Origin of the sequence: Pseudaquabacterium terrae (genome assembly GCF_013266755.1) — a bacterium.
Taxonomy (GTDB): Bacteria; Pseudomonadota; Gammaproteobacteria; order Burkholderiales; family Burkholderiaceae_C; genus Pseudaquabacterium; species Pseudaquabacterium terrae.
On record NZ_JABRWJ010000011.1, the window covers coordinates 117,558 to 141,186 of the forward strand.

General features: G+C 65.8%; 20 protein-coding genes and 3 pseudogenes. 6 read left to right on the forward strand and 17 right to left on the reverse strand.

Annotated elements, in window-relative coordinates:
• The first annotated feature begins 35 nt into the window (after window positions 1-35).
• The 3 genes from HLB44_RS38020 to HLB44_RS36850 are packed head-to-tail and all read left to right on the forward strand — an operon-like array spanning window position 36 to window position 1,924.
• Complete coding sequence (locus tag HLB44_RS38020; protein WP_343051649.1) at window positions 36-710, forward strand: biotin/lipoyl-binding protein; 675 nt, start codon at window positions 36-38, stop codon at window positions 708-710.
• A 39-nt stretch (window positions 711-749) separates the two neighbouring features.
• On the forward strand, window positions 750-1,610 hold the full coding sequence (locus tag HLB44_RS30420) for an ABC transporter permease (protein WP_217283859.1): 861 nt from the start codon (window positions 750-752) through the stop codon (window positions 1,608-1,610).
• Entirely contained in the window at window positions 1,607-1,924 is a 318-nt protein-coding gene (locus tag HLB44_RS36850; protein WP_217283860.1) for an ABC transporter permease, read from the forward strand. Before HLB44_RS30420 ends, HLB44_RS36850 begins: the two co-directional genes overlap by 4 nt.
• Window positions 1,925-2,137: 213 nt before the next feature.
• On the opposite strand, the gene HLB44_RS30425 is transcribed toward HLB44_RS36850, so the two are convergent.
• Together HLB44_RS30425 and HLB44_RS30430 are read right to left on the reverse strand one after the other, a co-directional pair.
• A complete protein-coding gene (locus HLB44_RS30425; protein WP_173132249.1) occupies window positions 2,138-3,022 on the reverse strand; it encodes a DUF932 domain-containing protein in 885 nt (294 codons plus the stop codon).
• An 87-nt stretch (window positions 3,023-3,109) separates the two neighbouring features.
• A complete protein-coding gene (locus HLB44_RS30430) occupies window positions 3,110-3,571 on the reverse strand; it encodes a single-stranded DNA-binding protein (RefSeq protein WP_173132251.1) in 462 nt (153 codons plus the stop codon).
• A gap of 901 nt (window positions 3,572-4,472) precedes the next feature.
• Here HLB44_RS30430 and HLB44_RS30435 point away from each other — a divergent pair.
• Complete coding sequence (locus HLB44_RS30435; RefSeq protein ID WP_246312555.1) at window positions 4,473-4,826, forward strand: NYN domain-containing protein; 354 nt, start codon at window positions 4,473-4,475, stop codon at window positions 4,824-4,826.
• A gap of 51 nt (window positions 4,827-4,877) precedes the next feature.
• On the opposite strand, the gene HLB44_RS30440 is transcribed toward HLB44_RS30435, so the two are convergent.
• From HLB44_RS30440 to HLB44_RS30455, 4 genes are all read right to left on the reverse strand, one after another.
• On the reverse strand, window positions 4,878-5,126 hold the full coding sequence (locus HLB44_RS30440; protein ID WP_343051651.1) for a hypothetical protein: 249 nt from the start codon (window positions 5,124-5,126) through the stop codon (window positions 4,878-4,880).
• 331 nt (window positions 5,127-5,457) lie between these two features.
• Entirely contained in the window at window positions 5,458-5,967 is a 510-nt protein-coding gene (locus tag HLB44_RS38025; RefSeq protein WP_173132253.1) for an H-NS family nucleoid-associated regulatory protein, read from the reverse strand.
• 64 nt (window positions 5,968-6,031) lie between these two features.
• A complete protein-coding gene (locus HLB44_RS30450; RefSeq protein WP_173132255.1) occupies window positions 6,032-6,448 on the reverse strand; it encodes an HU family DNA-binding protein in 417 nt (138 codons plus the stop codon).
• Between the two features lie 93 nt (window positions 6,449-6,541).
• Window positions 6,542-7,501: an SOS response-associated peptidase family protein gene (locus HLB44_RS30455; RefSeq protein ID WP_173132581.1), complete on the reverse strand. Its 960-nt coding sequence runs from the start codon at window positions 7,499-7,501 to the stop codon at window positions 6,542-6,544.
• 903 nt (window positions 7,502-8,404) lie between these two features.
• Between HLB44_RS30455 and HLB44_RS30460 the strand changes: the two genes are divergently transcribed.
• Complete coding sequence (locus tag HLB44_RS30460; protein ID WP_173132258.1) at window positions 8,405-9,784, forward strand: TIR domain-containing protein; 1,380 nt, start codon at window positions 8,405-8,407, stop codon at window positions 9,782-9,784.
• 666 nt (window positions 9,785-10,450) lie between these two features.
• Window positions 10,451-12,130 (forward strand): annotated as a pseudogene (locus HLB44_RS30465) (phage integrase family protein); the annotation flags it as partial.
• Between the two features lie 1,133 nt (window positions 12,131-13,263).
• Here HLB44_RS30465 and HLB44_RS30470 read toward each other — a convergent pair.
• The 11 genes and pseudogenes from HLB44_RS30470 to HLB44_RS30520 form a co-directional block, all read right to left on the reverse strand.
• Window positions 13,264-14,988, reverse strand: a complete 1,725-nt coding sequence (locus HLB44_RS30470) for a tetratricopeptide repeat protein (protein WP_173132264.1) — start codon at window positions 14,986-14,988, stop codon at window positions 13,264-13,266.
• A gap of 66 nt (window positions 14,989-15,054) precedes the next feature.
• Window positions 15,055-15,435: a hypothetical protein gene (locus HLB44_RS30475; protein ID WP_173132267.1), complete on the reverse strand. Its 381-nt coding sequence runs from the start codon at window positions 15,433-15,435 to the stop codon at window positions 15,055-15,057.
• 422 nt (window positions 15,436-15,857) lie between these two features.
• A complete protein-coding gene (locus HLB44_RS30480; RefSeq protein ID WP_343051653.1) occupies window positions 15,858-17,420 on the reverse strand; it encodes a cytochrome P450 in 1,563 nt (520 codons plus the stop codon).
• The gene (locus HLB44_RS30485; RefSeq protein WP_173132269.1) at window positions 17,380-17,892 is read right to left on the reverse strand and encodes a hypothetical protein; all 513 of its coding nucleotides are present in this window, start codon (window positions 17,890-17,892) and stop codon (window positions 17,380-17,382) included. Before HLB44_RS30485 ends, HLB44_RS30480 begins: the two co-directional genes overlap by 41 nt.
• Before the next feature lie 32 nt (window positions 17,893-17,924).
• Window positions 17,925-19,530 (reverse strand): annotated as a pseudogene (gene tnpC / locus HLB44_RS30490) (IS66 family transposase).
• Between the two features lie 73 nt (window positions 19,531-19,603).
• Entirely contained in the window at window positions 19,604-19,951 is a 348-nt protein-coding gene (gene tnpB / locus HLB44_RS30495; RefSeq protein ID WP_173132272.1) for an IS66 family insertion sequence element accessory protein TnpB, read from the reverse strand.
• On the reverse strand, window positions 19,948-20,349 hold the full coding sequence (tnpA, locus tag HLB44_RS30500; protein WP_246312568.1) for an IS66-like element accessory protein TnpA: 402 nt from the start codon (window positions 20,347-20,349) through the stop codon (window positions 19,948-19,950). The genes tnpB and tnpA overlap by 4 nt, the downstream gene beginning before the upstream one ends.
• A 473-nt stretch (window positions 20,350-20,822) precedes the next feature.
• Complete coding sequence (locus HLB44_RS30505) at window positions 20,823-21,059, reverse strand: hypothetical protein (protein ID WP_217283861.1); 237 nt, start codon at window positions 21,057-21,059, stop codon at window positions 20,823-20,825.
• 29 nt (window positions 21,060-21,088) lie between these two features.
• Window positions 21,089-21,354 (reverse strand): annotated as a pseudogene (locus HLB44_RS30510) (transposase domain-containing protein); the annotation flags it as partial.
• Window positions 21,355-21,586: 232 nt separating this feature from the next.
• Entirely contained in the window at window positions 21,587-22,567 is a 981-nt protein-coding gene (locus tag HLB44_RS30515; protein WP_173132281.1) for an eCIS core domain-containing protein, read from the reverse strand.
• Between the two features lie 109 nt (window positions 22,568-22,676).
• Window positions 22,677-23,357 (reverse strand): DUF1353 domain-containing protein, encoded by a 681-nt coding sequence (locus tag HLB44_RS30520; protein ID WP_173132284.1) that lies wholly within the window; start codon window positions 23,355-23,357, stop codon window positions 22,677-22,679.
• Window positions 23,358-23,629 lie beyond the last annotated feature (272 nt).

The following is a 23,629-nucleotide window of genomic DNA, read 5'->3' on the forward strand; positions in this document are numbered from 1 at the left end:
TGCTGCTGGCACTGATCGCCGCGCTGATCGCCGCGGTGTCGTGGTTCAGCCGCAGCAAGCCGGTCGCGGTGGTGGTAGCCGAGGTCACGCGCGGCAGGGTCGAATCGACCGTTGCCAATACGCGCGCCGGCAGCATCGAGGCCTGCCAGCGCACCAAGCTGTCGACCATCAGCGGCGGCCGCATCGAGCTGCTGGCGGTCAAGGAGGGTGACCGCGTCAAGAAGGGCCAGCTGCTGATGAAGCTGTGGAACGACGACCAGCAGGCGCAGCAGGCGCTGGCGCAGGCGCAGCTGGAAACCACGCGCCGGCGCGTGAGGACGCCGCGCGCAGCGAGGCCGACGCGCGCAGCGGCAGCTGTGCCGCCGCGCAGGCCGACGTGCGGCAGGCCCAGGCGCGGGTGGAGGTCACCCGCGTCGAGCAAAGCCGCACGCTGCTGCGGGCGTCGTTTGCCGGCACGGTGGCCAAGATCGTCGGCGAGGTCGGCGAGTACTCCACGCCTGTCGGTGGCCGGCGCGGTGCTCGGCTACGGCGTCGGCCACTTCGGCGCCTTCGTGATCCGCCAGCTCTACCCGGCCTTCCCGGCCTGGCCGCCGACCTGGGCGGTGCTCGCGGCGCTGGCCACCGCGCTGATCACCGGCATCCTGTTCGGCGTGCTGCCGGCGCAGCGCGCGGCCGCGCTCGACCCCGTGGCCGCGCTGGGGCGGCGTTAGCAAGGGCGCGGGCCTATGTGGCTGCAGGATGCGATCGGCATGTCGTGGCGCGCGCTCAGCGCGCACCGGCTGCGCAGTTTTCTCACGCTGCTGGGCATCGCGGTGGGCATCGCCGCGGTGATCCTGCTGACCTCCATCGGCGAGGGGCTGCACCGCTTCGTGCTGGCCGAGTTCACGCAGTTCGGCACCAACGTCATCGGCATCACGCCGGGCAGGACCACCACCGGCGGCGCCAACCCGGGCTTTCCGTCGTCGGTGCGGCCGCTGACGCTGGCCGATGCGCAGGCGCTGCGCCGCGTGCCGCAGGTGCTGCAGGTCGCGCCCGGCGTGACCGGCAATGCCGAGGTCGAAGGCAACGGCCGGCTGCGCCGCGTGATGGTCTATGGCACCACGCCGACATTGATCGAGGCCTTCAAGCTGCGCATCCGCAGCGGCCGGTTCCTGCCGCCCGACGATGCCGACAGCGCGCGCAACTTCGTCGTGCTGGGCGCCAAGCTGCAGCGCGAGCTGTTCGGCGCGGACAGCCCGCTGGGCACGCGGCTGCGGGTGGGCAGCCTGCAGTTCCGCGTCATCGGCGTGCTGCAAGCGCGCGGCCAGTTCCTCGGCATCGACCTCGACGACGTGGCCTACATCCCGGCGGCGCGCGCGCTGGAACTCTTCAACCGCGACGGGCTGATGGAGATCAACCTGAGCTACGCCGAAGGCGCCAATGCGCACCAGGTGGCCAATGCCGCGAAAGCCGTGCTGGCGGCGCGCCACGGCCGCGAGGACTTCACGCTGGTGACGCAGGAAGACATGCTGCGCACGCTGTCGAACATCCTCGATGTGCTGACGATGGCGGTGGCCGCGCTGGGCAGCATCTCGCTGCTGGTCGGCGGCGTCGGCATCGTCACGACATGACCATCGCGGTGGCCGAGCGCACCGCCGAGATCGGCCTGCTGGTGGCGCTGGGCGCGCGCCGCGCCACCGTGCTGCGCCTCTTCCTCGGCGAGGCCGTGGTGCTGTCCGCCGCCGGCGGGCTGCTCGGCCTGGCGATCGGCATCACGCTGGCGCAGGCGCTGCGGCTGGCGGTGCCGGCGCTGCCGGTGCAGACGCCCTTGCTGTTCATCGTGCTGGCCGAGGGCGTGGCCCTGGTGATCGGGCTGGCGGCGGGGGTACTGCCGGCGCGGCGGGCGGCGCGGCTGGATCCGGTGGAGGCGTTGCGGGCGGAATAGCGGCAGCAAACTGCACAGCTCGTCGATGTCGGCGACGGGCAGCCGGCGCGAGCACCACGCCCGATCGATGATCGGCGCGGGACGCCTGTGCGGCGGCGATGACTTTCAGGGGAAAGTCATCGTTGCGGGATCGATCGCCCTACGGCCAGTGCAAACCCAAGGGGCGATTGAGCGATGGCTTCAGCCCCGAAGTCATCGCCCCGGCTCACGTCGTCACGACGCAGCCTTGATCTGTCGCATCTCCTCAGCCAGCATCCACAGCGCACGGTTCAGGCTCACGCCGCGGTCGATGCTGCCGACCGGCCGGGTCTGGAGCCTGCGGCCCTGCACGCTGCGGCCCGGCTGCCCGCCACGCATCACGTTCTCCTGCACGCGCTGGAACGTGGTCCAGAGGTTGTGCCCGATGTCGTCGACGCGGCGCGCCTCATTGAGCTGTTCGGCAGTCACCGGCGCCGGCCGGTGTCCGCCCGTCTCTTCGACCGGGCGCTCGCCGAAGCGCAGTGCCAGCGCAGCCGTCGCGAAGGCGATCTCCTCGCGCGGCTCAAGCGGCAGGGCCTTCATCGCCTCGGTTTGCTGCTCCACCGCCTCGAACTCGTCGAGCACGCGGAAGGCTCCTTCGATCACCTCACCCTGGATGTTGCCCTTGTGCGGGATGCGGATGTCCTCCACCACCTCGCCCACCACCAGGCCGTTGCAGCACACGAAGCGGAACATGCCCGCGAGCATTTGGTAGCTGCTGGCGCCGTCGTGGCTGTTGATCAGGATGATCTCGTTCGCCTCGGGCCGGGTCTGCACCTGCCCGGCATGCCGCATGCGGATCATGTGCTTGGTGAACGCGGCCTTGCCTTCGATGCGGCTGGCGCCTTGCGCGACCATGAAGGGCTCGAATCCCTCCTTGCGCAGGCCGCGCAGCACATCGATGGTGGGGATGTAGGTGTAGCGCTCGGAACGGCTCGCGTGCTTGCCCTCGGCAAATATGGACGGCGCCGCGGCGCGCATCTGGTCTTCGCTCAGGGGCTGGTCGCCACGCATCACGCGGGCGTTGGAGGCAAACCTTGTGGCCAAGGCCGGGGTGGCCAGTGTCGTGGTCGAGTACATGATGTTCCTTCGATCGTTGGGTCGGCTTCGAAGGGCGGGCGCGGCTCGGTGGCCTATTGACCAACCTGTCGCCCACCCGGTTCGGGTTCAGGCGTCGGCTTGCGCCGGCTGGCGCGCGTTGCGCGGCTTGCGGCTGTTCACGGCCGGTGCGGTGGGCCTCCCTCCGCTTGGCGCACCTTCATCGTCACGGTGGGTGCGGCGGGCTTCGCTCTCGGCGCGGCTGTCGAGGTAGTCGATCTCCTCGGCAGTGAATGCCATGCCGTAGACGGTCTCGCCGTCCTTCTCGTAGTTGTTGTTGCGCAGCCGGCCGGCGATGTTGACGTGCGAGCCCTTGCGCAGGTACTCGGCGGCGTTCTCGGCCTGCTTGCCCCACAGCGTCCACTGGATCGCGGTCGATTCCTCTTCGCGCGTCTCGCCCGATCCGCGCCGCGTATTGCTGATTGCGGTCACCACCGCCTTGGCGATCTTGCCCTCGCGACCGTTGACGAATTCGAGCTTGACGGCGCCCGCCAGGTGCGCGTGACGTTGAAACACTTGAACGTTGGCCATGGCCATATCTCCTGACGTGAGCGACCAGCCGGGCCCCGATCCGGGTTGCCCTCAAAACTGATCCTCTCGCTCGGACTTCCTCGCTCCCGCCCACGGGCGGGCGGGGGGTGGGCATGGTCCCTTCCCTCACGGGAAGGGGTTGGGGATGGGTGGGGTTCATCAGCAGCCGAAGCAGTGAGCCGGTTTCCCGGCCCACCGCTTTGAAGATCCCCCCACAAGTCCCCCTCACCCACGGATGGGGGCGCAGCTGGGGGGAGCGCGGTGGGACGACTGGCGCACGGGCTGCTCCCTCCCACGGTCGGCGCAGCGTCGCGGCTGATGTGCCAGCTTGCCTGGCTCAGCGGTTGCAGCGAAGATCGGCCTAACGCTCACGAGCAGCGGCGCCCCTGCGGCCGACGTGCCACAAAGCAAAGCGACTGGCGCGGTGGTCGAGCTGCTGCGAGCACTTCTCGCACTCCCGACTTCAGCGGCCCGGCGTCGGGCGTGGCGGTGACCGGGGTGGCGATCTGGCTGGCGCGCACCGAGCGCAGCGACCTGCAAGCCGGTCAGTTCGCCAAGCGGGCCTCGTTCACGCGCAGCGTGAAGGAATCAGGGCCCGCGATCCCCGGGCAAGGGAAGGGGCCGCGGCGTGCTTCAGCCGGCAGCGCCGGCCTGCTCGGATCTGCGTGAGGGATGGCAGCCCGTCAAGGGGCGAGACGCTGAGCCTTTTGACAGCGGCTCGACGCGCAGCGCAACAGCCCGGCCCCGCGCAGCGGGGACACGTCCAGGCCCACCGAGACCTGTAGGCAGACCTGGCCCCACCCGCGCCATCTGCGTCCCCACTTGTCTCGACGTAGTAGGCCAAGGAAACCTCGCCCGAAGGCCTTACGATGACTTCGACAAGAACGGCAGGGACAAGACCTTGAACCCGAACGACCACGACGACAGCCGATCAGTCGCCCTGTATTGGGACTTCGAGAACCTGCACGCCGGCCTCATGGAGGCCAAGTACGGCGAAGGTGTCTACGCCAAGCAGGACAACCGCTTCAAGGTCCAGGAACCGCTCGTCGACGTGCAGGCCCTCGTCGAGCTGGGTGCCTCGTTCGGTCCCGTCGCCATCAACCGCGCCTACTGCAACTGGCAGTACTTCGGCCGCTACCGCGACGCCCTGCTGCAAAGCGCCGTCGAACTGATCCAGCTCTTCCCTCCCGGCGCTTCCGCCAAGAACGGCGCCGACAAGAAGGGCGAGACCGACCACCTGCTGCGCGCCCGTTGAGGGCCTGACGCCCCCGAGTCCACCATCACGGGCCCAACGCCATTTGGACAACTATTGATAGTCAGAATGCAGCGCCGGCGGCTGGGACAGGTCTCCATCGATGTTCAGCAGGACGCTGGCCAACTCGAGCTTGCGCCACAGGGACGGCGGCATCGCCATGATCCCTTCAGGAGTGCGCGCACGGGTGATCCAGGCGCCGATCTGGGCGTGCTGGTCGGTGGTCAGCAGCATGCGGTCCCGCATCTCGTCAAGCGTCTGCATGGTTGTCGTTTCCTCGAGGAAGTCGTCGACTTGAAGCACGCAGGATGCCAGAGCCCGGCGCCACCTTCGTGACGGGCATCGCTACAGTGGAGTTGGCAGCGACGAGGCTCAGGCTTAGACGAGCCGAAAACGCGCCGGCGACGCCTTGTCGAAGGCCGTTGACCCTCCGAGTTCGTGGTCGCCGTCAGGATATGCCGATGCCGGCACCGAGCTAGACCCGTCTTGCCACCCACCTTGCTCGGCTCGCTGTTGACGTCTGTCGAGCGAGATGCCGGACTCGGGGCTCCTCGAGGACCCCGTCGACAGCATTGACGGCGCGCATGATGAAGCAGCTCGATTCATGGCCCGGCCGGGAGGCCGACAGGCGTACTTACGGCTTGATCAAGTACGGAGTCCGGTCCTCGACGCCGGCGATCCACAGCGGGGGCTTTCCGCGGCCGGTCCACGTCTTGCCCGTTGCCGCGTCGCGGTACTTGGGTTCGCCGACCGTTTTCGCGGCCGCCGCGCTGCGCCGGCCCCTGCCCTTCGCGACCACCGCCGGCTCCGCGCCGTTCGACTTCGCCGAGGCGATCAGGAATGCGGAGCGGTCCTTGGCGCCGGCGATCCAGGCGGGCGGCTTGCCGCGGCCAGTCCATGTCTTGCCGGTTGCTGGATCGCGGTACTTGGCCACACCGAACTGCGGCGCCTGCGTCACCGCTGCGCCTCGTACTGCGCCGCCCTTTGCCGACTTGGACAGACCGAGGTCGTCCGCGGAAATGCCGTACACGCTGATCGCCTCGCGGATGCGCCCGATGACACCGGCCTTCTCGGCATCGCGAAGCTTGTCTGCCTGGGCCTGAAGCCGGGCGATCTCAGCCGTCAAATTGCGGTATGTGCTCATTCCAAGTCCTTTGGTCAATGGGAGAAGGGCCGACGCCCTTCCCTCTTCTCAAGCCGCAGCTCGATTACAGCGCGGCGTCCTTGAGCTTCTTCAGCGCTCGGGTCTTGATCTTCACCGTGGCAGGCTTCGCGGCGAACACGCGTTCCTGCTTGGTGAACGGGTCGATGCCTGTGCGCTTCTTCTTGGCCGGCACGTTGAGCACGGTGACCTTCAGCAGTCCGGGCAGCGTGAAAGCGCCCAAACCCTTCTTGTGCACCGACGCCAGCATCGTCGCTTCCAAGGTCGCGAACACCGCCTTGACGGCCTTGGGTTCGACGCCGGAGGCCGCTGCCACGTGCGCGATCAGTCCGGTCTTGTTGAGGGCCTCCTTGATCGGTTTCGAGGCCACAGGCGCTGTAGCCTTCTTTGCGGGGATCGGGCCCTTTGCGGCCGCGGCCTTCTTGGCTGTTGCCGTTGTCGTCTTCTTCGATGCAGTTGCCATAGAACCTTATACCAACGATTGAGATGCGCCTGTCATGCAGGCGCGGCATTCTAAGTGCCTCAGGCGAAAGAGCCCAATGCGCGGTTCGGGCGACTACGCTGCGAGCCGATGCTCGTAGTAGGGTCGCTCCCGATCATCAAGGATTGCGTACAGATCACCGAGCCGCCTTGGATCCGGGTTCAACCACGCGTCGATGTTCTCTGGCCGCAAGGGAATGATGCACCGGTCATGCCCCGCTGCAGACACCTCCGGCGGCGGCTCGTCGGTGATGGCCGCAAATGAGAGCAATTCAGGTTCCCCAGGAAGGATCGAGCGCGACCAAAGGCAGGCGACCAGCATGTCCTGTGTCGGTCGGGGCCTGAACTCGAGCACCGCATTCTGGACCTCCTCGCCTTCTGCCAGCTCACGCCCTTGCACCCGATGGAGGTTCACGTTCTCGTAGAACGCGTTGACCACCGTGATTCCATGTGAGTACCCGAAGATGCCCTTCCAGAAGCCCTGGAGGTTGTCTCGCCTGGCGTTGTACGTTCCCGGGTACTTTGTGTCATAGAACGCTGGCTTCCCGGCCGGGCGGCACTGGTAGCGCATCGGCTTGACGACGCGGCGGCCGTTCTCGACCACCAGAACCGGCGCGTAGTAGCCGGGATAGATGCGGCAGTCGTCGTCGATCAGTTCGGTCCTGCGCATGTCGGCCAGCTTGCCCATCGCAGCTTCGATCTTGTTGATGGCGATGCGCAGGCTCTCCGCCGCGGCCTTCGTCGGCTTGCTCTGCAGGGCGCGCTCGGCGTCAGCCTTGCGCTTGCGCTGCTTGAAGAGGTCCTGCTCCCATCGAACGGTCTGGTCCGCGGCATGCTCCTCGATCAGCATCCTGATCATTCGCTGCTCTTCGTTTTGCGGATCGCTGAACGCCAGCTCCATCGCCTTCGGAACCTTCACCTTGGGATCGGTCCTGCGCCGCCAGAACAGATCGACGAACTCGCGCAGATCGATGTCGGCGCCGAACGTCCGCACGTAGCGGCGGTAGTCGTGGATGATTTGAGCGGAATAGCACATGCGTTGTTGGAAACGAAGGACCGTGCTTCGAATTGTGCGCTGTACAGGCGCGCGCAAGCTTGCCCGATGCGCATCGTTTGCCTGGAATTGCTGCCGCGGCCGTGAGCTGCACGGCCAGAAGCTGGCCGGCCTGTAGGAGCTGGTACGGATCGCGAAGCCCGGAAAGCAGGAATCTTGGCTGCTCTTCAAGAAGCGCGACGCCTGGACGCGACCGCTGGCCGAGTACGACGTCGTGACGGCGCTGCCGGACAGCGTCGTCAAGAAGCCGCTCGGACCAGTCCGAGAGCGGGAGGCTCGATCAGCACCCGCGAGTAGCGATGACATCGGCCTGGCCGGGCCAAGGAGGCACCGCTTCCCGCCAAGTTGAGTCCACAGCTCGCGACCTTGCCAAGGCGCCGCCGACGATCGCTGAGTGGGTCTACGACATCAAGTCGACGGCCACAGCATCCTGGCGCGAATCGAGAACGGCAAAGCACGCTTCACGACGCGCAACTGGGAAGCCTTAACCAGCAGCACGAGGCAGCGCCTCCTCTCGGTCATCCACGCACTGTGTCGGCGACCGAAGCCGGCCCCATCAAGGAGCACAATTTCGAGACTGCGTTCCAACACACGGAGGATCCACGGAGCACCTGCAGCGACCGTGACAGCTTGCCTGGCGCGATCGAAGCCGCTGCGCGGAGCAGCCCGCCCAACAGCATGAGCCCCGGCCCCGCAGCTGCGGGCGGCGTGACACCAAGCGCAGCGACTGGTGCGACGATCGAGGCCGGGCGATCTGAACAGCAGGCGCTCGAGCACCAGGCCGGGACACGCGCCTGCAACCAGGGCTCCAGACGCAGACCCACGCGGTGTATTCTTTCCTAGCCGAGGTCACCCTCGCGCCGAGTCCCCGCAAAGGATCGAACCATGTGGGTAGTGTTCGTCTCGTTCGCGACGCAGAACCTGCGGGTCGCTCAGCGGGTGGTCGAACACCTTGAGGCCGAGGGGATCAGGTGCTTCTTCGCGCCGCGCGATATTGCGGTCGGCTCGACCTGGCAGGATTCTCTCAGTGAAGCCATCGCGGCCTGCTCGGCGGTGGTGCTCGTGCTGTCCCGGCACGCGGGCGCGTCGGGGCACGTGCTGCGCGAGGTAGACATGGCCGTGGAGCGGCGCAGGACCATTCTCCCGATTCAAGTAGACGAAAACGAGGTGCCGGCGGCGCTCGACTACCTCTTGCGCCCGTTCCAAAGGCTGAAATCCAGTCCCCGTGTCGCGAAGCGCGATCTCGATGCGGTGGTGGCCGCCGTCCGGGATGTGCTGGCTCGCACCGGCCCGGGAACGAAGCCGACGCGCCCGGCGCCCGCTGCACCTGGCTCGGAATCGCCTTCGCTCTATCGTCGCCTGCTGACGTTTGGCTCTCAGCACGAACTGGACGAACTCTCGGAACGCGTCGAGCTTGCTCTGGCGCGGGAACCAGACGACGTCGAATTGCGGATGTTGCGTCGACAGGTGCAGCGGGCGCTCGAATCGCACCAACCCGCACGGGATGCAAGCACGCGCGCAATGCGCGCTATGAGTCCGTCCATCACATACGGATTCCTCGCGGTGATCGGTGTCGGCGTGGTGTTTTCGGTCTGGCATGAAAGCCCGATGACGCCCTCCTTCCCGCCACCGCCGCACTCGGCGTCGGGGCCAGTCTCGTCGGCACCACCGCCCGCACCGGTGCCGGCATCGACGCCAACACCAGCCCCTGCACCATCCTCGTTCGATCCGAGGCAAGAGTACCAACGGGTCGTGGCAGCGGAGTCTCAGGACTTCGGCGTCCAAGCCGCAGCGGCAAGGAAGACGCTGCGCATCGGACGCGACGCGCTCGCGTTCACAGTGCATGCAGCGCGCCCGGGATACCTGTACGTGCTGGCCGACGATGGGCAGGGGCCGCTGACGCAACTGGTCCCGAACGCGTTGACCGGCGCCGTGAAACTAGACGCGGGACGAGCCTTCCGGTTTCCGGAAGACTTGAGGCGCCCCAGCGGGGGTCCGGCGCATCTGACGCTTATGGCGGCCGATCCGCCCGGCACGATGCGGCTGCTGATCGTCGTCTCTTCGGTCGAGCGTGACCTTCGCGGCCTCAAGCCCGCGCAGCAAGGGCCGTTCAGCGTCTATCCGTTTGGGTCAGCGGCCGCAGCCGCCCTTGCCGGCCACACCGGAGCGCAACCCTTGCTGGTCGGCAGGCCCGACTGTCCCGGCAGCGCGCGCTGTGACGAGAACTATGGCGCTGCCATCCTGGAGCTGGAGTTGGTTCGCTGATGCGTGGGTCTCGGACATGCCGGATGCGTCTCCGCGCACGGCGAAGCCTCCTTGCCCGCCCCTGCTGTTCCGGCGCGAATCTTGAGTGGGCCTTGCGCCTCCCAGGAATTCCGTGACTAGGGAGTAACCGCTTAGCCCCTCACTGTTGGGCTGATAGTGACTGAACCTTGAGTCATCAAACAGGGGAACGGGATTGAATCGCTCAAAGTCCGGTGCGAATCTGCTGGATCGACTGCGAACGAACACAACCGGTCGCTCCGTGTGGATGCGAAATAGTGATTCATAGGCCGGGCCAACTATCCAGGTGCGACCGTCGCACACGATGACCAACCCGGCGACGTCAGGCAAATTGGCCGCCCATTCGTTGTCATGAATCAACTGTAGAGGAACCGAGCCTGCCCGGATCCTTGAGTTCATTGTTTCCATGCTGGCTCAATAAGTTCGGACTTACGGGCTCGTCCACTGACGCCTCGTGTCGAACGAAGACCTGTCGGTTCGCCGTCGTCGGTCGCTCCGCTCGCACGTACTCGGCAATGGCACGGCCAGTCGCTGGCGGCATGAAAGGCTTGTTCCGGTTGCTGTCTGCTATGGTGAAAACTACTCTTATCGCCTTAGCGTCTCCGCGGCAGCAAACTGCCGTGGGTGAAAACACGCCGGTCCGTAACAGTGCTTGACTCGCAGCCGACGATCGGCGACCACGGCGCCCTGCCCGACTCCGCCGAGCTTGCGGCGCTGCGCGCCTGGCACGAGGGCGAGGATTCGCGCGAGGCGGTCGACCGATACCTGGCCGACCGGCGAGCGCACGGTGAGTCCGCCCGAGGCGTCATCGGGCGGATTCGGGCTCGGCTCGAGGCGTTTGCCCGCATGCGGCACCGCGACGACCTGGCCGATCTGTTTCGTGGTTCGGCGAAGAAGGGGCCCGCAGCTGCTCGGCGTGTGGCGGCTGCCGTGGAGGCGCTGCGCGCCACTGCCCTACCCCAACCCTTGATCGGGGACGACATCGAGCGCTGGCTGGCACCGCGGGCGCTGGCTGTACTGCGGCGCGCCGGCATTCGGACGTTGGCCGACCTGACCGTGCGAATCCCCCGCAGGCGACGCTGGTGGACGGCGGTCGACGGGCTGGGGCCGGTTCAGGCGCGCGAGATCGAGGCGTTCTTCTCGGCTCACCCCGATCTCACCGAGCGCGCCCGGGTATTGGTGCCGGTGCTGCCGGATGCCGATGTGATGCCCTTCGAGCGGATCGTCGTGCCGGGCGAAGTCGATGGCACGCGAGGCACCTACCGGGCGCCTGCGGCAACGTGCTCACTGCGCGCCAGCAACGACTACGAGGCGGTGCAGGCCTGGTTGTCAATGCACGAGGCTGCGGCCACGCAGCGGGCGTATCGCAAGGAAGCCGAGCGCTTGATCCTCTGGGCCATCGTGGAACGGGGTTGCGCCTTGTCGTCGCTGTCGACAGAGGACGCCGTTGCCTATCGTGCTTTCCTGCGACATCCGTCGCCGCGACAGCGTTGGATTGGACCCGCTCGGCCTCGGTCTGCGCCGGACTGGCGACCGTTCACGGGTGGGTTGTCGACCCGCTCGGTGGGCTACGCGCTGACGGTGCTGAACGCCCTCTTCCGCTGGCTCATCGAGCAGCGCTACGTGCTGGCCAACCCCTTCTCGGGCGTGAAAGTGAGCGGCGGCCGCGGTGCGGTACTCGACACCTCACGGGTGTTCACCGGCTCCGAGTGGAACCTGGTGCGCACGATCGCCGATGGGCTCGAGTGGAGCTACGGCTGGGAACCGGACGCTGCGCAGCGCATGCGCTTCATCCTGGACTTCTCATATGGCACTGGGCTGCGCGCCGGTGAGCTCGTCGGTGCGATGTTGGGACGCATCGAAATCGATCCATACGCCGAGCGCTGGATCCACGTCATCGGCAAGGGTTCCAAAGCGAGCAAGGTGGTGCTGACCCCGATCGCAACTGAGGCGCTCGACAGGTACCTCGTCGCGCGAGGCCTCGCTGTGACGCCGGCGAAGTGGGTGTCAAGCACACCGATCATTGGCAGCCTGGCCGCAGACGGAACCGGCATCACGACCAGCCGGCTGTGGGAGGTGACGAAGCGGTTCTTCGGGACGGCCGCCGGGGCGTTGGAGGACTTTCATCCGTCGCTGGCCGAGAAGCTGCGCAAGGCGACGCCGCACTGTATGCGGCACACGCACGCCACGCATGCGCTCGAGAGCGGAGCGGATCTCACCACCGTGCGGGACAACCTAAGGCATGCGTCGGTGAGCACCACGTCGGTCTACCTGCACTCGGACGACCGGCGGCGGGCGGAGCAACTCAGGAAGGGCTTCGGGGCAAGAAGGGCCGGCCCGAGCACGACCCGACCCGTTTGCGCGATCGGCGCCACGAGGTCATTCCGCGTCAGGGCGCAGGGCAGATGTTCAGAAGCCGAGGCGCTTGAAGTGCGCGTCGAGTGCCAACGACGCTTCTCGGCAGTGCATGCTTCTTCGAAGTTCTTCGTCGAGTCGCTCCAAGGCGCTGCGCAGAACCTTGGTGTCGACCTTGCCGTCTTCGTGCGCGTCTGCTTCGACGACAGCTGAATCAGCCGAGGGCTCGTGCTCGAACACGACGTGCTGCAAGAGCGTTGGCTTGCGAGAAGGATCGCGCCGCCGGCGGACCTTTGGCGCGACCGGGGACTCCGTGACCGCCGTGGCGTCCGAGCCTTCGGGTTCGCCAAGCAAGGAGGGAGCCGTCGGCGCCTGGAGCTTGTAGACCTTGGGTGCCTTGACCGGTGCGGCTGCCACGACGGCAGCAGCAACTTCTGGGCCTTCAACCAAACGACGACGCTTGAACGTGACGGTCGGACCGGTGCTCGGATCCGTCGGACCCCACAGGTCCTCTGCCGCTGGATGGGCGCCCTTGTCGGGGTCGTGAGACTTCATGCGGCCAACCCCAAACTGCGGGGCCAGGAGACCGTGATTCATCGTTTCGATGGGAGGCTGTACTGCTGAACGACAAGGATAGCAGCAGCAGGCGCAGAGGTTTCACTGGACTGCTCTCGCAATGTGAGGGCGGACGGCCGCGGCTCGCGGGGCCGTCGAGTCGGTATGCTTGCTTTTCTCACCTCGCGAGGGACCGAGTAGCGGGCGCGGTCCTCCGGAGCGCCGTCCCAGCCGGCCGCTCCCGACCCGAAGCGGAAGCCCAGGTCGCCCGTTTCGATGACGAAAAGCAGATGGTGGAAACGCCCGCAGAGCGTACCTTCGGCTCGCGCCATTCAACCGCACGATGCACTACATTCTTCTCGACACGCTGGTGCGGCGGTGCGGCGCCGCCGGTTGCATGAAGGCGACGAGCATCGACTGAGCGGCAAACACAGACCGTCCGACTAGCGTGCGGACCCGTCACCCCAAGTTCGCGCGGCCGTTCGTCCCTGCTCTCGTCATCATCCCGGAGAACCATGCACCGTATGGTGCCCCGCCTCATCCGGAGTCGCTTATAGGCTTTGGGCTTTTGTCGCCCTACGCTGATGGGTCAGCCAGTACAGGCGCACCATCAGGTCGTCGATCTCGGTCACGCGGAAATCTCTGGACGACGGGCGGCGGCTAAATGTGACGACGCGCGCGCCGTCCGCCTCCCGAAACGGCACGGGGGGCTCATCGACGCTCGACGGGTCGTCTAGCCAACATAAGAGCGTCGACTCCGGGTACCCAGCGAGCTGCTCCGCGGCGTGCTTCACCAGCAACTTGTCCTCCAAGAAGGCTTGCGACGCGAAGACGAGGTAGTTCGCGCCGAGAGAACGCAGGACAAGCAAGGCCTGATCGCGTCGGCTCGCGGGCAGACCCCAGATGGATGCGGTTTGCCTTCTTCGCCACCACCTCTTGACGTCTCCGAAGACGTCGAAGCCCCGCTCGTCGGCGAGATACTGGATCACGCGGTCGACGTCGGTCCGGTCGTCGGGATGCCAACAGTGAGCGACCATCAGCTGGGCCAGCTCGACACTGTGCCGACGGAGTTCGTCCGACTTGGGGTCGAATGCGAAGAGCGGCTTCCCGTTGCGCATAGCCAGGTCCCGCTCGAAAGCGGTCCAGAAGGACGCGTTCGACTCTTCGCTGTCGATGGCGACGAGGCCGTCCGCCCCCAGCACACCGCTGATCAACTTCTCGCTTACGAACTCGGAGATCGACACACTCACGGGCTCGAAGACCACGGGGTGCACGTAGCTCGGGAGTGCCTTAAGCAGCGCATTCCGCGAACAGCTGTCGCTGTAGCGGTGCGAAATGAAGAGGCGGGTAGGAAGCGCCACCTCGACTTCCACGCTGCTCGCTTCGCCCTGCGGCGCCGCCCGCAGCGCGTTTGCGCAGAGGTGGCTCAGTCTAGAGGCCATTTCCGCCCGGTTCGACCGAATGCGCAGGGAGGCCTTATGCTTTTCGCCCAGCTTGGCCTCGGCGAGCTCGAGAGCCCCGACGGAGAGGTTCAAAGCCTCCGACGCCAGCAACGGGTCGCCGCGTTCTACGGCGAGCAGGGTTAGCGTCACTGCAAGCTCGTCGGCGAGCGTGATCGCGGACTCCGAGCCGGGCCGTGCGTTCGCCAAGCACGCCGCGCCGCGCCGCCCAAACTCGGCGGCCACGGCGAGGTTCCCGAGGCCGCGATGAATGATCATCAAGTACCTGCAGCAGATCCCCTCGTCCACGCCGTTGGGTGCTCGACGCTCGAAGATCGCGAGCGAGTCGAGAGCCAGCGGCAGCGCTTCGGCGAACCGGCCCGACCGCATCAATAGATCGGCCTGCTCATCCTGCGCGCATGCGCGCATGAGTTCGGCATCGTCGCCCTCGCCTCGAAGTCGCTCAATCTGCGCCTTGGAGATCATCTCGACCGCGAAGGTGTGGCCCCGGCGCGCGTTCACCTTCTTAAGGCCGTCCTCGAGCAGGGTCAACTGATGGGGGTGAAGGCCACAACTCTGGTTGATCCGCTGGGCCTCTTCGAAGGCAGCACGCGCCTCGTCGAACTCGCCCGCCAGCTCGTAGGCCCTCCCAAGGTCGACCCAGCTCGCACCTGTGGAAGGATGGTCGTCCCCGAAGGACTTCCGCACGAGATTGTGTTTGCGTTGAAGCGCCTCAAGCGCGGCAGGTCCGTCTCCGGCATCCAATGCAGCTCGTCCCCGCGACGTGAGACGAAGAATCTCGCCAAGATGGGCTTGGCCGCCTTCCTTGATCTGCATCGCGGCGACCAAGCTCTTGCTGTCATGCCACGCACGCCGGAGTCTTCGGAACATGGCGGAGCCTCTTCAGTCCACGTCCAGGATGTTGGGGATCCGCATCTCCAGCCGCATCGTATTGAACAGGATCTTCTGGAAGGAGCGTTGGTTGGTCGTGTCCCTCGCAGTTCCGGCCGCCTGGCTCGCCTGGAACCGCAACCGTTGCCCAATCGCGAAGATCGGAGGGTAGAGCTGATGCAGCTTGTCGCTGCCAAGTCCAGTGCTCACGTCGATATGGGTTGACAACGCGTCCGCGAGTTCTCGCAGGAGCGCAGCGGACCGCAACAGGCGTTCGTCCGAGATTCCCGCGACGTCCAGCTTGTCCAGCTCACGGTAGATCCGCTTCAGGGGGCTCTTGAGTTTCTTCGTTCCGCGACCACCTCTCAAGAAGCTGAGCAATGCGCCTGCCAACCGAGTCCTCCAGCTTGGCCGCTCAAGTATCACGCAGCGGTCGGGCCATACCCAATTTACTTTCACTGCTGCGTGATGGACGGGCGGAGGATAAGCGGTTTAGAACCCCTTTGTGTGCACGTGGTCGGCCACGCTGCAGTCGTTCTTACCTTCTGGTGATCTCCCTCCTGCTGCTCGACTCCGACCCGAGTACGAAAGGTGAGATGTCTGGAACCTGCACGTGGCTAGCGACGGCTGATGGCCGGCTGTGATTGCCGCGAGCGTCAGTTGCGGGCATCCTCAAATTTGATGACGGCAGTGCCGCGCCGAAATCGACAGAGTCGCCGGCACATCGCGACCCGTTGCCGACGCTGACCACCTCCCGAAGCGGACCCTCGGCATCGGCGATCTGGAGCAAGCATTTGCCGCGCTCGCCTGCTGACTCAGTTCGGTCGCTCGCGCAGCCGCATGCGCAACCCGACGGGGTTCATCGTGAAGTGCATGACTTCGCGCGCCTCGCCGCCGTCGGGTGTGTCGACCGCGATGACCTCGAAGTTGCCGAGCAGCATCGTCATTGCCAGCTTGATCTCAAGCAGCGCGAGATAGCGCCCGGGGCAGATGCGCGGGCCGGAGCCGAACGGCATCGCGATGCGTTTCGCTGCAGCGGCATCGCCGAGCCAGCGCGCGGGCTCGAACGCGGCCGCGTTCTGAAAGTAGCGGTCGTCGACGCTGTCGCGGCGCATGACGCACCAGACAAGCGTGCGTGCCGGCACGCGTATGTCGGCGATGGTCGTGTCACGCAGCGCCTCGATGCCGAGGAACGGCGCCACTGGCTTCAGGCGCATCGCCTCGCTCGCGCAGGCGTCGAGGTAGTGCAGCGCCTCGACTCGCTCGAGAGTCAGCGCCGCGAGGTCGGGAACCGCCTCGCGCACTTCCAGCTGAGCGCGACCGAGCGCGTCGGGATGGCGATGCAGCAGCCAGATCAGCCAGGCCAGCGTGTTCGCGGTGGTGTCCTCTCCGGCGAACAACATCGTCGAGACGTTACCGGCGACGTCACGGTCGTCGACACCGGCATCGCCCGCATCTGCCGCCGCCAGCATCGCCTCGAGCAGATTGCGGGGATGCTCGTGCAAGGTCGGATCTGCCTGCATCCGATCGCGCGCTGCCGCGACGAAACCCTCGATGGCCTTGCGCACCGCGGCGTTGCTGCGCTCGAGCTGTCGGTCGGCGGGCAGTCGGATCCAGCGCCAATACGGCAGCGGCGACATCACGCGTCGGTACAGTCCGCTGAGCACGATGTCGAGATGGCGCTGGATCACGTCGTCGCCCGATTCGAGCGTGTTGACCTCGGTGCCGAAGGCCAGGCCCGCGATCGCGTCGACAGTGAAGCGCTTCAGGTCGGCCTGCAGGTCGATCCACACGCCAGCCTGTGCGGCCTTGCGCCACCGCTCCTGCAGCCGACTCGTGACAGCGCGCAGCTGCGGCAAGAAGGCCCGGATATGCCCCGGGGTGAAGCTCGCCATCACCATGCGTCGCTGCTGCCGCCACGCATCGCCCTCGGCAGAGAACAACCCCGGAGTGCCGCCCATCTCGATACCGACCTCGCGCAACCGCGAGCTGCGCCGGAAACCGTCGGGCCGGTCGCGCAGCAGTGCGTTGACGATGACGTGGTCGGCAACGACGAGCAGCCGCGTTGGCCCCAGCCGCACCCGGAACAGCGGTCCGTACTGCCGGCTCCAGCGCTCCATGTCCTGGTGGATGCGTGCCATACGTACCTGCGGCAGGTTGCCGACGAGCGGCCAGCCGCGCGGACCCGGCAGCTCCTCAATGCTGCGCAAGCGCTGCGGCGCGGCCGCCGACGCAAGGCCGGCGGCTGGCGGCGACGGTTCGGCGTGCACGTCCATAACGCGCATTCTGATCCGATCGGCGTAATAGTCCGACGACAGCCCTTGTTGACGGCCGCAGTCAGACGTCGACGAGATGGTTGAGCAGGCCGAAGGCAACACGCCAGGTCTGACCGTCGCAATCGAGCGTCGCGGTTCGCTGGTTGATGCGCACGATCAGGCCGACGCGGCGCTGCAGATGCTGGTCAGTGAAGCTCACTCGCTGGCCGACACGGAAGTCAGCACGATCGGCGATCTCCGGTGGCGGTCTGGGCGGGCTTGGCTCTGCTGATGCGCCTGAGGCCTCGGATGCGGTCGACTCTGTCGGCACGATGGCCGCATAGGGCAGCGTGAAGTGCGCGCGGGTTGCATCGTCGAGCACGGTGACCCGGCGGTCCTTCATGGAGACGACCCGTGCAGATCTCAGCTTGCCGTCGTCCCAGTTGAGGTACCGGACCTGCTGGCCGGTGTGCAGTTGCCCTCGTGCCTGCACAATGCGCCGCGGATCGGCCAACAGCTGGTCGATCGCCCAGCTGAGCTGGTACAGCTCGGCGCTGGTGGCCATGGGCAAGTCTTCGATGAGCTTGATGCGCATGGGCCCATTTTGCCCATGCCCCGTGCCGGGCTTCAGGCGGCCAGCGGCAGCTCTTGCGCTTCTGCGTCAGCCCACTTCGCGGCAACGGCCCAGGGCAGCAACTCGTCGATGCGGTTGCTCGGGTGGTCGGCGATGCGTTCCAGGACGTGGCGCAGGTAGCGCTGCGGGTTGATCCCGTTCAGCTTGGCCGTGCCCAGCAGCGTGTAGATCACCGCCGCCGTGTGCCCGCCGGCGTCCGACCCGACGTGCAGGTAGTTTTTCCGTCCGATCGCCACGCAGCGCAGCGCACGCTCGGCCGTATTGTTGTGCGCGTCGATGCGTCCATCGCCTACGAAGTTCGTCAGCGCCGTCCAAGTTGCTCAAGGAGTAGCCGATCGCCAACGCCAGCGGCGACTTCGCCGAGACCTGCGCCAAGGTCTCGTTCATCCAGGACTTCAGTTCCGTCAACACCGGCGCCGTTCGCGCCTGGCGCATCCGCCTTCGTCGCAGCGCCCATCGCCCGTTGACCTCGGCCTCCACCTTGAACACTTCGCCGATGCGCACCAAGCCCTCATGCGCCATCGTTCCGGGCAGGCGATGCTGCTTCACGTGGATGTCCCACAGTTTTCGGCGTGCGTGGCTCCAGCATCCAGCCTCGATGATCCGACCGCCTTCGTAGAGCTCGTTGTAGCCGGAGTACGCGTCGGCTTGCAGGATGCCTTGGAACTTCTTCAGGTGCCGCGCCGGGTGCTCGCCCTTGCGATCGGCGGAGTATTGGAACCACACCGCCGGCGGCGCCTGGTCACCGCTGGGACGGTCATCGCGCACGTAGACCCACAGCCGCCCCGTGCGCGCCTTCTTGCCCTTGCCGCCGAGGCAGCGGATCGGCGTGTCGTCGCCGTGGATCTTGTTGGCCCTCAACACGTAGCGCCCGACGGCCTCGGCCAGCGGCGTCAGCAGCCACCCGGCTTGACTCACCCAGTCCGTGATGGTCGAACGCCCGAACTCGATGCCATCGCGCGCATAGATCTGGCACAGCCGGTACAGCGGCGTGTGGTCGGCGAACTTGCTCACCATGATGTGCGTGAGCAGGCCCGCACCGGCCAGGCACCGATCCACCGGCCGGCTCGGCGCCGGCGCTTGCGTGATCGTTTGGCAACCACGACACGCCAGCTTCGGGCGTACGTGGCGCACCACATGGAAGGTGCCTGGCTCGTAGTCCAGCACTTCCGAGACGTCCTGCCCGATCTCGCGCAAGCCACCGCCGCAGGCTGCGCATGCGCATCCTGCCTGTGGCGCATGCATCACGGTGCGCCGCGGGAGATGTGCAGGCAGCTCACGCAAGCCGGGCCGCGGCCTGGGCTCGCGCTTCCTGCGCTCTGTCTCGATCGACGTGACGTTGGACTTGGGCGCTTGTTCTTCGCCGGCTTCAGCGTCCGCGTTCGCCACGATCGTGGGCGGCGCCGCGTTGCCGCCGACGAGTTCGAGCTGCGGGTGCTCGAGCTTCTCGCTGGAGCGGCCGTACTTCATGCGACGCAGGTACGCGACCTCGACCTTGAGCTTCTCGATGGTCAGCTGCGCGATCTTGAGCGCCTCCTGCGAGCGCTTCACTTCGCCGCTGAGCGCGGCATTGCTGGCGAGCAGTTCGTCTGAGGTCACGATCCAGACTATGACCTCTGAGAGGGACGATTACTACAGGCGTTAACCTGTCAACCGCCAGGCGACCCGCCCTCTATGCCGCGCGGCTCGGCTGCCAGGTGCGTTCGGGCCGGCGCCAATCAATGCCTTCAAGCAGCATGGACAGCTGTGCGACGCTCAACGACACGCTGCCGGAGTCGGCCATCGGCCACACGAATCGTCCACGCTCCAAGCGCTTGGTCAGCATGCACATGCCGTCGCCGTCGCTCCACAGCAACTTCACCAGGTCGCCGCGCCGGCCACGGAACGCGAACACATGACCCGCGTAGGGGTCTTGGGTCAGCGCCATCTGCACCTTGGCGGCCAGACTGTCGATGCCGCATCGCATATCCGTCACGCCCGCGGCCAGCCACACTCGCGTGCCCGCGCGTGGCCCGATCATCGGGCCTGGCGCAACGCGCGCAAGACGCTGCACAGGCTCGCCTCGTCGACCTGGCCGCGCACACGCAGTTGCACGTCGGCGATCTCGAGTTCGATGACGCCGCCGCGTGAGGGCATCCTCGGCGCGGGTGTGGCTGGCGCAACCGGCGCAGGCACCGTCACGACCTCGGCTTGCGGCGCGATCTCAACCGGCAGCAACAACGCCGGCGCCAGGCGTTGCCCAGTGGCTCGAAGGTGCTCTCGCCGCCACTTGAACAGCATGTTGGCATTGATGCCGTTGCGCAGCGCGATCGCCGACACGGACGCGCCGGGCTCCAGGCTCTGCCGCACCAGCTCCTCCTTGAAGGCTCGGTCGTGCTGTCGACGGCTCGCCTTCTCAGGCTCCTGTTCACTCTTCATGGTGTGCACCATCTCCTGTTAGCGCACACCTCCAAGCGGGCCTGCGCGTCGGGTCGGATGCTTCCCCACGGTCACGCGATCAGGCAAGGACGGTGCTGGTCGGACTATTACCGATCGGCCGCAGCCGCCCGCTGCTGTCGTGCTTCCACGAACGAGCTCTACAACTCCGAGGTGCCGCGCGCAGAGTTGGGAGCACTGGGCCGGACATTCCGCGCGCCGGGGCGCCGTGATGACCGCTTCGGAGGACGACGCGCTACGGCAGGTCATGGCCGGGACCGCCGACGACGAGATTCACCTTCCGGGCATCATCAATCCTGATGACGGCTTACCTGCGACGAGCTTGGCCAGGTGATCGGCAAGGCTCGACCCATCAGCGACTTCCGCTGTCTTGAACTCGACGCCCCGAAGCGGTCGGCTGTTGCGCGGTAAGCGTCCGGGCATCCCGTCCGGGCCGAGCCACTCGAGCCGCGACCTCAGGCCAGGTCGCTGCGCCCGTCGTTCACTTCGTCGATGAACAGGTCGTCGGACCATGCGAGTCCGATCGCCTTGTCGAGTCGTTTCAGCAGGGCTTGCAGGGACTCACCTTCGCGCCGTACCAGCATGGCCAAGCTGTTGTGACCATCCGCAGCGGTGGCCGCGCACTCGAACGGTGGCAGCGCGCCGAGCGTGATGTCGCCACCCTCGGCGATCAGCGCTTCGATGTTCTTCATGGTGGAAGGTTGCTCGACATGGAACTCGATCATCCCGGATGCCAGCGGTGTGGCAGCAACTCGCCAATGCGGCTTGCCGGCTGGGTGGGCAGCCGCTCGAGCACATCGAGCAGGTAGACGTACGGGTCGTGCCCGTTCAGCCGCGCCGAGTGCACGAGACTCATGATCGCCGCGGCGCGCTTGCCAGCGCGCAGGCTGCCGGCGAACAACCAGTTGTGCGCCCGATGGCGATGGGCCGGATCTGGTTCTCGACCCAGTTGTTGTCGATGGGCAGATCACCATCGTCAATGAACCTCCACACTGGCACGTCGATGCCGTCATCAGGTGGGGGCGTCCATCCCATTGCATACGTTGCGCGCGGCAAGCTGCTGGAGCTCGTGGCGTCGCTGCCGCCGTCCACCATCGACATGGAGGCCTGCACTGGGCACTCGTGCAGACCGCTGTCGAATGTGCCGCAACCCGAAAGCCGAGAGAGCCGCGGGATCGCCAGCGGAGGGACGGCCCGACAAGGCGAGACAAGAGCGGACCTAGAAGCGAATGGTTCGAACGTCCCATGCCCCGGTAGATTCGCTCCAGTACAACCCGTACTGACCACCATTCTCTAGGCGATAGACCCGATGCGTGGGAGGTCGTCCCGCGCTCCCGGCCGTACTGATCGCAATTTGCATGTACCGCGCGTTTTCGCAGGCGTAGCTCGATGATGCGGCAGGACCCAGTAGCGTGATAAGCGGGGCTGTCTCACACGCAACTGTGAAGCTGAGGTCGGATGTCGCTTCGTTGGCTACGGTTACTTCAACTCTGTGCATCGTGGAAGTAGTCAAAACTTCCGCCAGCCCACCGCCTTGCAACCAGCTGGCGTACTCGCGCTCAACGCGACGGGCCTCGTCTTCCACGGAGTTCCAGCTACGAAGATAGCGGACCGCAAAGTCCGATATGCCCCATCTTCGGTATTGAACGACATGGGTAAGCTCATGCGCCCACAAGACATCGTTGGCGGCGTCCGTCGGTCCGCGAAAGACTATTACATAGTCGAGCGTGATGGCGCGCCTGTCTCCGAGCTTTTGTGCGGCACTCGGAAGGCTCATGAAGTGCCCTTCGCCTATGCGAAAGCGAACGCGGCGCAGGAGAGACTCGTCGAAGAAGTAGCGGACGCGGTTAAACACTTCTTCGGGAATCGGCTGGGTACCTGCGCGCAGCGCGTTGTTCCTCGATTCAATTATCCAGTTGGCAAGCGCAGGTCGCCCAATCTCAGCCTGAAGATCAAGTCGCGCTCGGTCTATCGGTTTGAGAATGCCTTCTTCGGCGGGTCTTCCGATGTTGTCCTGTAGAACTTGCGTGGCTGCACCGGCGGCGCGGGCGGCGTCTCCGCTGCACTTCATGTAGGACTTGAAACCTCGGGTCACCCATCGACAGTCAGCGCGAGAATCGAGTATGAAGATCAAGAGGAGGAGGGCAATACCGGCCTTGAGCGATCGACGGTAGAGCGGTGGCTGCCTGTGAACGCGCATGTCAGTCTCCGAGTCTAGGAACGCGCCTCTAGACACATAACGGCGAAGTTGAGCGCCGGCCCGATGGAGCGAGAAGTTGGGCCGCACGTGTGGCGCACCAAGTGGTGACTTAGTCCTTGAAGACGCCGGGACGAGACTTCCAATCGTTCCACGCAATCGTGAAGTCCTTGGGCACGTGTCGTAGAACTCGTTTTTCTCCCCTTTTCTTCAGCTCTGCGTTCTTCTTCCAGGCAGCGTTTCCACCGACGCGAACAGCGTTGTAGATTCGATTTCTTAGAGACTCTTCTACCTTTGAATCGACCATCGCGGTCAAGAATATTTCGTCTGACTCCTCCCGTGTGCGATCCTGCATCCAATATAGGTAGTCATGAACAACCGCGGCATAAGCGTATGCGCCTTCGGGGCGGATCCCAAAGCTCCACACTGCCTGCGGGATACTTGTTAGGTCGGTGACGAACCTATCGGGAACCGCGACGGGCTTGAACGTCTGCCCAGCATTGGGTTTCCACAAGGAGATGCCTTGGGTGTAATAGTAGTCCCAATCCTTGAACGGTATGAGCGCCTTCGGTGGGGCCAGACTTGAAAATTCCCCGCGTCGCTCCGCTGCCTTGGTGGCAGCCACCTGCTTCTGATACTCAGCTTGCCATTGTTCGTTTGCGCGGCGGAGCAGCTCTTTCTTCTCCTTCGCGAGGTCCTGAGGCGCGCTGGCCGGCGTGGCCGGCGATGAAGTTGCGGGGATTGCGGCGCCGAGGGCCGCGATAAGTGTTCTCCGGCGCGTAGTTGGCTGCATGCATTGCTCCTGCGGTTGAGGGCAGTTGCGGTCGGGTTGTAAGGCCTAACGATGCAGGGGACTTTCCCTTCCCGAGATACCTGCGTCGCTGCGGGATGCGGCAACGAAGTGTCACGACGGGAAGCGCGAACTCTCATCGACCACCACGGAAAGGATGACCATCGTATTCGTCAGCGACGAAATCGCCAAGAACGTCTTCGCGGTGCTCCGGCGTCAACGACGCCGGCAAGGCCGAAGCTGGTGCGGCCGGTTGATGCGCGCGGCAAACTGCT

Excerpts from the sequence above, each read along its gene's own strand:
- HLB44_RS30420 (WP_217283859.1), top strand. The coding sequence starts at position 750 with ATGTCGTGGCGCGCGCTCAGCGCGCACCGGCTGCGCAGTTTTCTCACG.
- HLB44_RS36850 (WP_217283860.1), top strand. The coding sequence starts at position 1,607 with ATGACCATCGCGGTGGCCGAGCGCACCGCCGAGATCGGCCTGCTGGTG.
- HLB44_RS30425 (WP_173132249.1), bottom strand. The coding sequence starts at position 3,022 with ATGTACTCGACCACGACACTGGCCACCCCGGCCTTGGCCACAAGGTTT.
- HLB44_RS30430 (WP_173132251.1), bottom strand. The coding sequence starts at position 3,571 with ATGGCCAACGTTCAAGTGTTTCAACGTCACGCGCACCTGGCGGGCGCC.
- HLB44_RS38025 (WP_173132253.1), bottom strand. The coding sequence starts at position 5,967 with ATGAGCACATACCGCAATTTGACGGCTGAGATCGCCCGGCTTCAGGCC.
- HLB44_RS30450 (WP_173132255.1), bottom strand. The coding sequence starts at position 6,448 with ATGGCAACTGCATCGAAGAAGACGACAACGGCAACAGCCAAGAAGGCC.
- HLB44_RS30455 (WP_173132581.1), bottom strand. The coding sequence starts at position 7,501 with ATGTGCTATTCCGCTCAAATCATCCACGACTACCGCCGCTACGTGCGG.
- HLB44_RS30460 (WP_173132258.1), top strand. The coding sequence starts at position 8,405 with ATGTGGGTAGTGTTCGTCTCGTTCGCGACGCAGAACCTGCGGGTCGCT.
- HLB44_RS30470 (WP_173132264.1), bottom strand. The coding sequence starts at position 14,988 with ATGCAGATCAAGGAAGGCGGCCAAGCCCATCTTGGCGAGATTCTTCGT.
- HLB44_RS30485 (WP_173132269.1), bottom strand. The coding sequence starts at position 17,892 with ATGCGCATCAAGCTCATCGAAGACTTGCCCATGGCCACCAGCGCCGAG.
- tnpB (WP_173132272.1), bottom strand. The coding sequence starts at position 19,951 with ATGATCGGGCCACGCGCGGGCACGCGAGTGTGGCTGGCCGCGGGCGTG.
- tnpA (WP_246312568.1), bottom strand. The coding sequence starts at position 20,349 with ATGAAGAGTGAACAGGAGCCTGAGAAGGCGAGCCGTCGACAGCACGAC.
- HLB44_RS30505 (WP_217283861.1), bottom strand. The coding sequence starts at position 21,059 with ATGAAGAACATCGAAGCGCTGATCGCCGAGGGTGGCGACATCACGCTC.
- HLB44_RS30515 (WP_173132281.1), bottom strand. The coding sequence starts at position 22,567 with ATGCGCGTTCACAGGCAGCCACCGCTCTACCGTCGATCGCTCAAGGCC.
- HLB44_RS30520 (WP_173132284.1), bottom strand. The coding sequence starts at position 23,357 with ATGCAGCCAACTACGCGCCGGAGAACACTTATCGCGGCCCTCGGCGCC.